General features: G+C 35.9%; 13 protein-coding genes and 1 pseudogene. 2 read left to right on the top strand and 12 right to left on the bottom strand.

Translation table 11 applies throughout. From position 1 onward, the window contains the following. The first annotated feature begins 77 nt into the window (after nt 1–77). Together sspL and ACFX4G_RS07035 are read left to right on the top strand one after the other, a co-directional pair. Nucleotides 78–218, top strand: coding sequence for a small, acid-soluble spore protein L (sspL, locus tag ACFX4G_RS07040; RefSeq protein ID WP_013057030.1), 141 nt, complete (start codon nt 78–80; stop codon nt 216–218). Nucleotides 219–519: 301 nt separating this feature from the next. Beyond that, a complete protein-coding gene (locus ACFX4G_RS07035) occupies nt 520–1191 on the top strand; it encodes an NAD(P)H-dependent oxidoreductase (protein ID WP_043982446.1) in 672 nt (223 codons plus the stop codon). Nucleotides 1192–1220: 29 nt separating this feature from the next. On the opposite strand, the gene ACFX4G_RS07030 is transcribed toward ACFX4G_RS07035, so the two are convergent. From ACFX4G_RS07030 to fumC, 12 genes and pseudogenes are all read right to left on the bottom strand, one after another. Next, nucleotides 1221–1508 (bottom strand): hypothetical protein, encoded by a 288-nt coding sequence (locus ACFX4G_RS07030; RefSeq protein WP_043982444.1) that lies wholly within the window; start codon nt 1506–1508, stop codon nt 1221–1223. A gap of 123 nt (nt 1509–1631) precedes the next feature. Further along, nucleotides 1632–1850 (bottom strand): spore germination protein, encoded by a 219-nt coding sequence (locus ACFX4G_RS07025; RefSeq protein ID WP_025752385.1) that lies wholly within the window; start codon nt 1848–1850, stop codon nt 1632–1634. Between the two features lie 164 nt (nt 1851–2014). After that, the gene (gene fsa, locus ACFX4G_RS07020; RefSeq protein ID WP_377573520.1) at nt 2015–2683 is read right to left on the bottom strand and encodes a fructose-6-phosphate aldolase; all 669 of its coding nucleotides are present in this window, start codon (nt 2681–2683) and stop codon (nt 2015–2017) included. A gap of 276 nt (nt 2684–2959) precedes the next feature. Next, a complete protein-coding gene (locus ACFX4G_RS07015) occupies nt 2960–3700 on the bottom strand; it encodes a metallophosphoesterase family protein (protein ID WP_025752383.1) in 741 nt (246 codons plus the stop codon). A 307-nt stretch (nt 3701–4007) separates the two neighbouring features. Then, nucleotides 4008–5606 (bottom strand): annotated as a pseudogene (locus ACFX4G_RS07010) (M4 family metallopeptidase); the annotation flags it as partial. Nucleotides 5607–6211: 605 nt separating this feature from the next. Beyond that, nucleotides 6212–6343, bottom strand: coding sequence for a YjcZ family sporulation protein (locus tag ACFX4G_RS07005; protein ID WP_016764087.1), 132 nt, complete (start codon nt 6341–6343; stop codon nt 6212–6214). Nucleotides 6344–6603: 260 nt separating this feature from the next. Continuing rightward, on the bottom strand, nt 6604–6816 hold the full coding sequence (locus tag ACFX4G_RS07000) for a hypothetical protein (RefSeq protein WP_013083131.1): 213 nt from the start codon (nt 6814–6816) through the stop codon (nt 6604–6606). A gap of 89 nt (nt 6817–6905) precedes the next feature. Beyond that, nucleotides 6906–8993 carry a PAS domain S-box protein gene (locus tag ACFX4G_RS06995; protein WP_377573515.1) on the bottom strand — a complete coding sequence of 696 codons (2088 nt, stop codon included), beginning with the start codon at nt 8991–8993 and terminating at the stop codon, nt 6906–6908. Nucleotides 8994–9128: 135 nt separating this feature from the next. Continuing rightward, the gene (locus ACFX4G_RS06990; protein ID WP_014460133.1) at nt 9129–9395 is read right to left on the bottom strand and encodes a hypothetical protein; all 267 of its coding nucleotides are present in this window, start codon (nt 9393–9395) and stop codon (nt 9129–9131) included. 61 nt (nt 9396–9456) lie between these two features. Then, nucleotides 9457–10353 carry a GH25 family lysozyme gene (locus ACFX4G_RS06985; RefSeq protein WP_043982434.1) on the bottom strand — a complete coding sequence of 299 codons (897 nt, stop codon included), beginning with the start codon at nt 10351–10353 and terminating at the stop codon, nt 9457–9459. A 26-nt stretch (nt 10354–10379) separates the two neighbouring features. After that, nucleotides 10380–10619, bottom strand: a complete 240-nt coding sequence (locus tag ACFX4G_RS06980) for a hypothetical protein (protein WP_043982432.1) — start codon at nt 10617–10619, stop codon at nt 10380–10382. Nucleotides 10620–10800: 181 nt separating this feature from the next. After that, nucleotides 10801–12180: a class II fumarate hydratase gene (fumC, locus tag ACFX4G_RS06975; protein WP_162214238.1), complete on the bottom strand. Its 1380-nt coding sequence runs from the start codon at nt 12178–12180 to the stop codon at nt 10801–10803. Nucleotides 12181–12384: the final 204 nt, after the last annotated feature.

Raw genomic sequence — 12384 nt, 5'->3', positions numbered from 1 at the left:
CTATTTATCTTTCCACGCTTTACTTCCTAATTTTTGTGTTGCTTTTTGTACATACTAACCGAACGGAGGTGACAAAAATGGGTACAAAAAAATCTGCTAACCGCGGTCAAGTAGCTCCTGGAGTTAACCCTCAAGGACACGGAAAAGATGTTGAATTTTCAACAGAACCGAAAAGTGAACTTGAAAACAAAGCGAAAAAGTCAAATACAAAAATTTAATTAACAAGGAGAAGATCACTCTTCTCCTCTCTTCCTCTTAATTACTTTTTCGAAAACGAAACTCCCCAGATTGTTGACTCCTTTCTGCTTCTTATGAAACTGCATCAATAGTATAAAAAAGTATACTATACAACAAAAATGTGCGTACTTGTTAGAATGATTTATATGAATTATGATAAATCTGCAAACGGATTTTATGACAAATTGTATGTTAACTGGCTGTTAATTGTAAGCTATACAGGGTATAGATTACTCTGAACAGTTCATCACTAAATATTTTTCACAGAAAGGTTGTTTACACATGAACCATACAGATAAAAAACAAGAAATTTTAGACGCATTTAACTTTCGTCATGCTACAAAAGAGTTTGATCCAACGAAGAAAATTTCCGATGAAGATTTCCAATTCATTTTAGAAACAGGGCGCTTATCTCCAAGCTCAGTAGGTTATGAGCCATGGAAGTTTTTAGTCGTTGAAAATAAAGATTTAAAAGAAAAATTAAAAGCTGTTTCTTGGGGAGCACAAGGTCAAATTCCTACAGCAAGTCATTTTGTTATTATTCTTTCTCGTACAGACGCAAGATATGACTCTGAATATGTGTTGAATCTTCAAAAAAACGTAAAAGAAATGCCGGATGATGTATTAGAGACATTAATGCCTCGTTATAAAGATTTCCAAGAAAATGATTTTCATTTGTTCGAAAGCAAGCGAGCACTATTTGATTGGGCTAGCAAACAATCTTATATTGCACTAGCTAATATGATGACATCAGCTGCTCAAATTGGTATTGATTCTTGTCCGATTGAAGGATTTAACTATGACCAAGTACACGAAATTCTAAAAGAAGAAGGATTACTAGAAGACGGTAAGTTTGATATTTCCGTTATGGTTGCGTTCGGCTACCGAATTCATGAACCTAAACGCGGAAAAACGAGAAGAAGTATGGATCAAGTTGTACAGTGGGTAAAATAAGAAACGAAAAACGAAGGGGTGACATTGCGTCACTCCTTCGTTTTTATATTTTTATATGCTGTTATAAAGGCAGAAGGATCGGTTTGTATGGTATAAGCGAACATCCCTTGATTTGTATGTAAGTATAAAAAGCCGCTGTCTTTTGAAACGCATTTGTAAGAGATGTCAAATACGTCATTAATGTGAAAGCAATCGTTTTGTGTTTCAATACTATCAGCGTATAAACACATGTCTTTTGAATGCTGAATTGTCACCTTTTGTGTTCGTTTTATTTTTCTTTCAACGTATGTATAAGGAATCATAGAAATAATGCTCATTGCACCCCTCAACTCCCTTCCTCATGAATGTATGTTTTTCTTTTAAAAGCCAAAACACCTTGTTAATCAAACTCTATCACTTACCAAAAAGCAATTCCAGAAAGAGTATTTCTGGAATTGCTTTTAAGATTGCTGCTCTTTATTTTCTTCACCTTTGCAAAAGTCGATATTACTGTTTGTCATAGAGGCAATAGCAGGAGAGCCGTTTCCAAACGAAAAACAAGCTCCTACCGATTTTGTATTTGCCGTGTGACTATTTTGTACAACACAGCCTACGCTTACGTTCGAGTTGTCTTTTAACCCGTTAGTCACGATATTTTCAATGTTAATAATACAGCCCATTTTAACACCTCTTTCGTTTCTATTAACGTATGTCATCTCTGTATATATGTATAGGATGTTCGCCTATTATTGATAAGTTGTTTGCTGCAAAATAGAAAAAAAGAATCTTCGTATACCCTTTAAGCAGAGAAGACACTAAAGTGATGTCTTCTCCTTCAGTGAATTTAACTTTTTACAGCTTTTTCCCAGTCTGATGCAAATTTTTCAATTCCTTGCTCTGTTAACGGGTGTTTTACTAATTGTTCAATTACGGCATACGGAATTGTAGCAATATGAGCCCCAGCAATAGCTACTCGTGTGACGTGATCTGGGTGTCTGACTGACGCTGCTATAATTTGTGAGTCAATGTGTTGAATTCGAAATAGCTCTGCAATTCGAGATACCAGATAAACACCGTCTTCTGAAATATCGTCTAAGCGTCCTAAAAATGGCGATACGTATGTGGCACCGGCACGAGCTGCTAGAAGCGCTTGATTCACTGTAAAAATTAACGTTACGTTTGTTTTTACGCCTTTTTTAGCTAGATAACGGGTTGCTTCCAATCCAGCAATGGTCATAGGAAGTTTAATCGTTATATTTTTGTCTCCTCCATTAATTTTTATCAGCTCTTCTGCTTGAGCAATCATGTCATCTGCTGTTACTGTGTCGGGCGTGACTTCTGCTGAAACGGATTCTACTTCCGGGACGGTTTTTAAAATTTCTTCGATGCGATCTTCAAACTTTACGCCTTCTTTAGCTACTAGCGAAGGGTTTGTGGTAACACCTGATAATACTCCAATTTTATATGCTTTTTTAATATCTTCCAGGTTAGCTGTATCAATAAAAAATTTCATCCTATATTCCTCCACTCGTTATGGTAAAAACAGCTTTTCAGGGGCGTTTTTGCATGACTTTATGTTCAAATGGAATTGCCCTCTTCATATTGTCTTCATAAAATAAAATTTATTTCCTTTCAAATGCTGTATGTTTTTCTCCAAGTTTTCCCTTCCTTAAATTCATCGGAATAACTTTTATTTGCATGTATCATACTAATGGTGTTGAAAAACCCCTCATATACTCCACTAAAAAACCTTCAGCATTTATGCTGAAGGTTGAAATACATTCTATTCTTAATTTTTTAGTCCTCTATAGCGAGCTGTTTTTAATTCTTGAACGTAGGGTTCAAAATCCGGCATCTCTACAGCTCTCGCCAATTCGATAGCCTTTTCAATATCGTATGGAATACGTACAAATTGAATAGAAAATGCTGAAGGACTTTCGTCTTGATCCTTTCCTTCTAAGATAAGATAAGAAGCTTGTGGTAAATCAAGCGGGTTTCCTACACTTCCTACATTGCATAGCGTTTTCCCTTTAATATGTTGAATAAATGCATTATGTACATCTCCGTAACAGATAACATCTGGCTCTCTTGATCCTTTTATATTTTTCGTATATTCCGTATTAGCAAATAGACTAAGGCGCTTTTCAAGTGAATCCCAGGGTTGAATTCGATCATAAAGACTTCTAGGTGAAGCGTGAAACATTCTAATTAATTTTCCGCTCATCATAAACTCAACGGAAAAAGGAAGTTCCTTTAAGTATGCCTCTTGGGCTGAACTTAACTTCTTCTGATGCCATTTCAACGCTTCGAATTCCGCAGGCTTTGTAATGAAGTCATCCCAGTTTCCCATTACTGTTACTTCGCACTTTTCTTTTATGATATCAATCGCTTTACTTGAATCCGGGCCTTTTCCTACTAAATCACCTAGACAAATGATGCGATGGATATCTCGCTGTTGTATGTCAGCTAAAACTGCTTCTAATGCAGGAAGATTTCCATGGATATCTGAAATAACAGCAATTTTGTCCATTGATTCCTCCACTCCTTTTTCATATGTATGTATTCAATTCTTTTCTTTATTATAACATTTTATAATAAGACCGTTTACTAAAACGTGTTCTCTTCATTTAACAAACAACGGTATAATTCGAATGGACATAAAAGGGAGGAATAAGAAGTGGATTTTTATAGATCAAGAAGAAATCTGTTTTCCTTATTTATTAACATAAAATAAAGGAGTACTGTAATATATTTATACGAGTACTCTTTTATTGGTAGTAAGGTAGTATAGAGAGTCGTAAGATACCTCATTTATCTTGCGACTTTTGGTTTATAACTTATTGAACACCAACTGCGTCAAATGACTTGCCTACTGAAATTACTTCTTGAGAGCCTGAACCGTATAAATCAGCAGCAGCTTGTACTAAACCTGCACGCGCTTGGCTAAACGTTGTAGACTGAGTGAAGTATAGCGTATTAGCACGGTAATAAATTTTCCCTAGCTTATCGCCGCCGATGCCTGTTACAGTAACCCCGTAATGCGTTCCTCCGTTAGCTAGCAAGTAGGCAGCTTTGTTGATAATACCGCTGTTTGTATGAACTCCGCCGTTGTCACTAGAACCTGTATAGCGCTTTGAATAATGATCCGGATCTCCATATTTCGCTGGGTTGCTCATTGAACGAAGCGCATCACCGCTTGTACCAGGCGTATAAATATCTTCTCCAATTTCCCAATCTGGATTACGGTTGTCATAGTATTCTACCAATGTTCCGAAAATATCGGAAATTGCTTCGTTTAATGCACCTGATTCATATTGATAGATTAAATTAGAACTTCTTTCTGTGACCGCATGCGTCAATTCATGTCCAATAACATCTAATCCTCCTGATAGCGGAACAAAAGTAGTTCCATCTCCATCTCCGTATACCATTTGGGAGCCATTCCAAAACGCATTATTGTACCCGCTACTATAATGAACAGTCGATTTTAGCGGAGCTCCTGCATTGTCATAGGAGTTGCGGTTAAATTTGTTTTTATAATAATCATATGTCACGCCTGCATAATAGTGAGCATCTACTGCAGCTGCATCGCGGGTTGCATTATACGTATTATCCGTGTCTGCCCATAGTGTACCTGGCAGAGATGTACGATTTTTTGCATCATACGTATAGATTGTCGCCCCTCTTGTATTATCTTGTAAGTAGTAAGTAGAACTAGATAACGTTGTCTTTAAAGATTTAGTATCTCCAAGCACTCCTTTACCTGAGCCAATAGCATTTGTTCCTGTTACAGGTTTCGCTGCCGGCTTTGCCGCTTGCTTCACATCGGCTTTTGGACCAGCTACGGAATCAATCGTATTGTACTTATCTAGCACTTTACCGCTAATAGCATCAACAAAGTAATAATAGTTGCCTGGTTCAGGGCTTAAGAAATTTAAATTTACTACATAAGCATACGTTGTGTCTGAACCATTTTGATAAACATACAGTTCAGATGAAGGGGATTTTTCATACGTCGGTTTAAAGCCTAAGTCTTTTTCGGCTGCTTGAATTGCCTTTTTGCTGTCAACTTGCTTCTGTCCTTTTAGCTTTTCCTTTTTATCTAAATCAGGAGCTACTGTACCTGATACAACTTTTAAGGTTCCATCTTTCGCTACGTGTGCTAATTGAGTAGATCCCCAAACAGGAATATTATTATATACCTGCTGCAAGCGTACAACGGTTGCTTGTACAACGGGATCTTTCACTACTTCTGTCACTTTAAATGAGTTTTGAGCATTTTCGTTTCCTAATTTATATTTGTCTTTATTTGTATTCATATAATGAAATACGACGTCTTGAGCTTTCTGTGATGATGGGCCTGAAAGCTTTCCAGAAATAAACTCAGGAGATTTAATTTCTTTGTTATACTTTTCGGTTGAAAGTACATTATTTGGCGCGGCACTGCTCGTATGTGCAAAAGCAAATGATGAAGAAAGGATACCAACTGATAATAATACCTTTAAAGCCTGTTTTTTCTTTTTCATAGTTTTTTCTCCCTATCCCTAGTAAATTTAATTACCGCAATTTTTCTGTTAATTGTGATAATTAGCAACATTATAGCAACTAAAAATTACTACGTCTATATATTATTTCAATATTCCTATTATTATGAAAATTAAGAATAAACATTTTGCAATAAGTCTTTTTTACCTATTTAAACTATATGAAAATCATTTATGTTGATTTTCATACAAGTAAAATAATTCTTCAAGTCAGCTGATAAAAACTAGCGGCCTATGGAGTATTATTCGGTCTTACTATCAGTCCTGAGAAGCATTTTACAAAAATTACTTATAAGGAAAATTATAAATTTCAGACCATTTTTGAGGCTTAAATCTACTCTTCCTCTTTATTTTTTTATTTTTTTAATCTATTAATTAAATTTTTTGTGTGTTTTTTATGTACATGCACAACATTATTTTATTATAGTACTGCCCTTCTTATGAACATAAAAAAGCACGAATCTACTAAAATCTTTGTAAATCCGTGCTTTTTCTGTTTATTTCAAGCATGTACAACCAACGATAACTAATAAAACAAATAGTACAACGATTAATGCAAAACCGCCACCGTAACTACCGTAGCCGCCGTAGCCATAACCACCGCCGTAACCCCAGTTGTAAAATCCCATTTCACTTCACCTCCGTAGCCTGTTTACTCTATAGCATATGTACAGGCTAGAAAAAATGCTCGCCCATTTATCGCCCTTTTATGACGATAAAAAAAAGACTGAGACATAACGAAAACACTCCAATCAACCGCTAGAAGCAACCAGCTAGATTAAACCCATGTTCACCATAACAATAAAAAAATCCGAACGATGAATCGTTCGGATCTCCCTTCAACTAAAATACTTTTGTCACAGCCTCTTTTAAGATAACAAATATTAACTTATTTACTTTTAGAAGCTTGTTCTTTAAAGCGAAGTATGTAATACGGAACAATACAGATAACCGCCAAAACAAGAGCCGTTAAACTGACTATGCGGGGATTATTAAGCCCAAAAGAATAGTCTCCAAAAGATGCTCCAATCGCAATAATAGCAAAAATAATATACAGAATACGAAATATGTTAATCCACTTTTTCTGTTTAATCGTAACCACTCCTTTGCTTATTTTACTCCAACATAGAATATTATAACTTTACTAAACAACTTGTTGCAAAATTTCTTCTCCCTTTGGCTGATTACCTTTTATTCTAACGGTAAACAAATTTCTACACTCGTCCCTTTGTTTACTTCACTTTCAATACTAAGAGTTCCTTTATGTTGTTGGATAATATTAAAGCAGATCATTAACCCTAACCCGATTCCGTCTTCTTTAATACTGTAAAATGGTTCACCTAAATGTTTGATGCGTTCTTTTGAAATTCCTACACCTTCATCAATAATTTGAATATGAATATGATTGTTGTCCTTTTTTCTCAGCTCAACTTTAATTTCTCCTCCGGAAGGCATTGCTTCAATCGCATTCTTAAGAATGTTTATGAACACCTGTTTCATTTGATTGCTTTCACAATATACAAAAGGCATTTCTCCATATGAGTTAAGTTCAATAAAGATGTTTTTCATGGTTGCTTGAGGCTGCAGCAATAAAATCACTTGTTGAATTAACAGCTGCAAATCAATCGACTGAAATGTTACGGCCTGTGGTTTTGCCACAGACATGAATTCCTCAGTAATCATTTCAATACGCTCAATTTCAGAGGATATAATGTTCATATAGGTTAACTCTTCTTTACTCGCTTTTTCAGTTAATAACTGCATAAACCCTTTGATGGCTGTTAAAGGATTTCTAATTTCATGAGCAATAGCTGTAGCAAGCTGCCCGACCGCTGCTAATTTCTCAGATTTCTGCAGCAGCTCTTCTGTTTTTAAGTACTCTGTTCTGTCTCTTGAAACAATAAGAAGCACTATTTTGTTTTCTATATTGAACAACTTTCCACTATATTCTAGTTTTTTTATTTCGCCGGACTTAAACGTAAACTGTGATTGTAGCGTAAAAGAAAGATTTCCGTTGCGAATTTCTTCGACTGTTTTTTGAACAATGTCAGAATCTCTAGGTATAATATCGTGGCAAGGCATGGATAAAAGCTCTTCTCTCGTATATCCAAAGCGCTTACATCCAGCTTCATTTACTTCAACAAAACGAGAAGGAAAATGATCCGATCCTATTTCAAGTAAATAAATTGCGTCGTTTGCGTACTCAAATAACGTGCGATATTTCAACTCACTTTCTTTAAGCCTACGATGCAGCAAGTCAAGCTCTTCCTTTGCTTTTTTAGCTTCAGATATATCCACGCATACTCCAGACAAACCTACCAACTCATCTTTCCCATTAAAAATTGGAGAAATGGTGATGCGAAGGTCTACTAAACTTCCATCTTTACGAGCTCTTACAACTTCTACTCGATTGATTGCCTCTTTTTCAGCAACAGTCTTTTTTATATTCTCATGTACATCCTCACTAAAAGCTCCTGCTATATCGTAATATTTTTTCCCAATGACTTCATGGGATTTCCAGCCATATACTTTTTCATAAGCTTCATTAACTCGCAAGATTCGCCCTTCTAAATCAGTTATAATAACCGCATCCATGTGATGATTAATAAAAGACTCCAGCTGTTCTTTCGTATATTCTAGTTCTTTTTTCATTATTCTGACAAAAAAAGAATCTTCTTCATCCTTACATGAATCTGATCCAGCATAAGCAGCTTCTTCTGCTACAGCGTAAAATTTACGATAAAATTCTATCGTCGCTACAGCTACTCCCAGTCCGAGAATCCCGAACACTAAATATTCTATTTCGCTATAAAACGGCGACCGAATAGGTGTATTCCAGAAGTAATTTGTCAGTAAGACATGAACGATAAAATGAATAAAGAAACAAAGAAGAGATTGTTTTAATAAAGAAAACTGCTTTCTATATCGAATAAGAGGAAGGGAAAACAAAAAGGTAAAAATTAAAATTAAGATAGTCAGTAACCAATGACTTTCTAAATAGATACTGCACACGGCCATAGTGATACCTGCAACTGCACCGGCTCTATAACCAAAGTACAGAACGGTCAAAATAAGAGGAAGGAAACGTAAATCATATGTAATTTGTTGATACGTAACGCTATATACCATAAGAATAGCAGAAACAATACTTGCATAAATACCACTCATCCATTTGTATTTATGGGCTAGACGCTGTAACAAAAATATTCTTATCGCAATCATAATACTGACAAAAAACGAAAAAATACATAAGTTAACAAATAATCCGCTACTAATCACTCCTTCTATTCCTCCTTTACTTGTAAATATGCGTAAAATAATTCCCTTATATAGAGAGTGTAACATGAATAAGCGCTGCTATTTATAAAATTAATAAAAAAACTAGTCTCGCCCGAGGCAAGACTAGTTTTTTTATTATCTATGCTGATCTTGATACATAGGTCCTTCTGAAATCATATTGCTTTCAGAAACGTACGTAGGATCTGAATGCGCATCTTTATTTAGGCTAGCATTTACCTGCTGTTTTTTAGATAAACTTGAAAGTTTTACTTTGGCACTTCGAACAAGTCCTTTTACTTTCCGTCGTTTCGCAGCATCGCTTAATATATAAGACGTAATGCCGACTCCTACCGTTGATAGCGTAATACCTGATATCAATGCTTTTTGTTTTCTTTTTCTCATAATAGCTCCTTCCTTGTACCTTTTTGAATCTTACAGTAACTTTTCCCCCTCAGGTAATCTCTCAAACCAGATTATTCAGATTATTCACTTCTTTAACAAGACGCGGCAGTGTGTCCGCTCCTGCTATTCCATCTGAAAAAAGTCCATACCGATTCTGGAATTTTTTCATTGCAGCGATTAATTCATCTCCATAGAAGCCGTCTGCTCCAAACTTCGGAAGAGAAAAACCTAGCGCAAGTAAGTTTTGCTGAATTTGTTTGACTCCTAACCCTCTATCACCTTTGGAATACACAAAGGGTCCTTTTTTATTATTCGTCATAGAGAGATTTGTTGTGACTTCTTTAAAAAATGAGCAGTCCATTTCATTTATATCCACATTTGTAGAAATTCCTTTTACTCTGCCAGAATCCGTATACTGAAACATGGCCCATCGCTGCCACTGACTTAGCTCACCAGGGTGCTGCATACCGCCTTGTCTGTTGGCCGCACTATATCTTGCTACCCACAAAGGATACTTACTTATTTCGTTTGTGAAAAAAGTTTTAGCAAAATGATAATTTGTATATACGATAGGCTTAATTCCTGTTGTTTTGTGAACATGCTCGAGCCAGCTTACGGCAAAGTCAGAAACAAATTCTTTAGATTTTTTTTTATCTTCTTCTAGATCCAAACACGGCGGAAGGTCTAGTTTCATTTGTCCAAGCTGAGCAATAAAAAAAGCAGCTTCTTTCTCCGGGCTATTTGTACAGTGAGCATAATGATAAAACCCTACTCTCAAGCCCGCATTTTTGGCACCTATATAATTTTCATAGGATCTAGGGTCTACAAAAGTTCCGCCTTCTGTTAACTTTATATACACCCCTTTTACTGAGGTGTTTTTTATTTCTTTCCAATTAATGATTCCTTGATGATGAGAAACGTCGAGAATAATAGGATTATTTGAATGTCGCCTTTGCATAGTTTTCACCTCTTTTGCTAGCTTTTTTATGTATACGACGAATCTTTCAAAACCCCTGTTTTTTCCGGATCCCGGTATTCTTTTATAACGATGTGTAAAACATTGCTCATTTGAATAGCTAAATAAGCTTCATGTTTTTTGTCATAATAACGATACCATCCTTGCGTATGAATAATAGATTCCTCAAGCTCTTTTACATTTTCTGATTCAACCAATGTACCGATTGATTTTTCATTTCCAAAATAAAACTTCACTTCGTACGTCACTTGAATCCCTCCTTTATAGAAATGTAAATACCCTAATCGTATGTAGTTGAATCTAGTATAAGGCAGTGTGAAAATTCTTTTAATCCGCAATTTCTTTTTATGTGTTTATTTAGAACAATGTTTATTTTATTAATATTTATTAAAAAGAAGCCAAGCAGCTCAGAATGCTTGGCTTCTTTTTTTATTTTGATGGATGAATCATATTAGCGGGATTTACCCATTGTTCAAATTGTTCTTCTGTCAGAAGGCCTGTTTTGACCGCTGCTTCTTTTAATGTCGTTCCTTCTTGATGAGCCAGTTTGGCGATTTTAGCCGCATTTTCATAACCTATGTGCGGATTTAATGCTGTTACAAGCATAAGAGAATTTTCTAGATTATGCTGAATCTTTTCTTTGTTGGGTTCAATTCCTACTGCGCATTTATCGTTAAAAGCCTGCATGGAATCTGTCAGCAATCTAACTGATTGTAAAAAATTATAAATAATAACCGGCTTAAATACATTTAATTCAAAGTTTCCTTGACTAGCCGCAATGCCAATCGTCACGTCATTCCCAAGCACTTGTGCAGAAACCATTGTTAGAGCTTCACTTTGAGTTGGATTTACTTTTCCAGGCATAATAGAACTTCCTGGTTCGTTAGCAGGAATCGTAATTTCGCCTAGCCCGCTCCGAGGACCGCTTGCCAGCCAGCGCACGTCATTGGCGATTTTCATTAAGTCAGCTGCTAATGCTTTGAGTGCGCCGTGGGCATAAACCACTTGATCGTGACTTGTTAATGCATGAAATTTATTAGGTGCTGAGACAAATGTTTTTCCAAGCGTGCTGCTGATTTCTTTCGCTACTTCATCGCCGAAGTCAGGATGTGCATTTATCCCCGTCCCAACAGCTGTACCGCCAATAGCTAGCTCCTTCATATACTCTACGCTTTGTTTAATCATTTCTTCATTCTTTTCAAGCATATGATGCCATCCGCTAATTTCTTGTCCTAGTGTTAGCGGTGTAGCATCTTGTAAATGGGTTCTGCCTATTTTAATAATATCTTTAAACTGCTCTTGCTTCGCAGCGAACGTTTCTTTTAATGTTTTTAGAGCAGGCAATAATTGATCTTCCACTTCTAGTACAGCTGCAATATGAAGAGCTGTAGGAAAAGTATCGTTAGAGCTTTGTGACATATTCACATCATCATTTGGATGAAGCGTTTCGTTGCCATTTATTAGCTGGTTTCCTCGGTGGGAAATCACTTCATTTACATTCATGTTTGATTGCGTTCCGCTTCCTGTCTGCCATACTACTAAAGGAAAATGTTCATTCCATTTCCCTTCAATAATTTCGTTAGCAGCTTGTACGATGGCTTCCGATTTCCCTGCTGATAGTTTGCCTAGTTTATGATTACTAATAGCCGCACTTTTCTTCAAAACCGCAAAAGCGCGTATTACTTCAATCGGCATTTTTTCAATTCCTATTGGAAAATTTTCTTTACTTCTTTGCGTTTGCGCTCCCCATAGTTTATCTTCTGCCACTTTGATTTCTCCAATTGAATCTCTTTCGATACGATAGCTCATAGTTAGAACTCCTTTTCAATATTTTCTTTACCTATTAGTATTGATTATATGGATGAATTTCATGACATAATAACAATTATTCACTGTTGAAAATTCCCTTTATTTTATTTTTTAAACGGCATTAAACACTTTGATTATTTAGCTCATAGTTTATTTTGATTTTCTAACATAAAAAAGATCCGAAGAGTACGCTCTTCGGATCTT

Source organism: Priestia sp. YIM B13486 (assembly GCF_042787865.1).
Classification (GTDB): Bacteria; Bacillota; Bacilli; order Bacillales; family Bacillaceae_H; genus Priestia; species Priestia megaterium.
The sequence above is the reverse complement of the archived record's forward strand: the minus strand, read 5'-3'. Positions and strand labels throughout refer to the sequence as shown.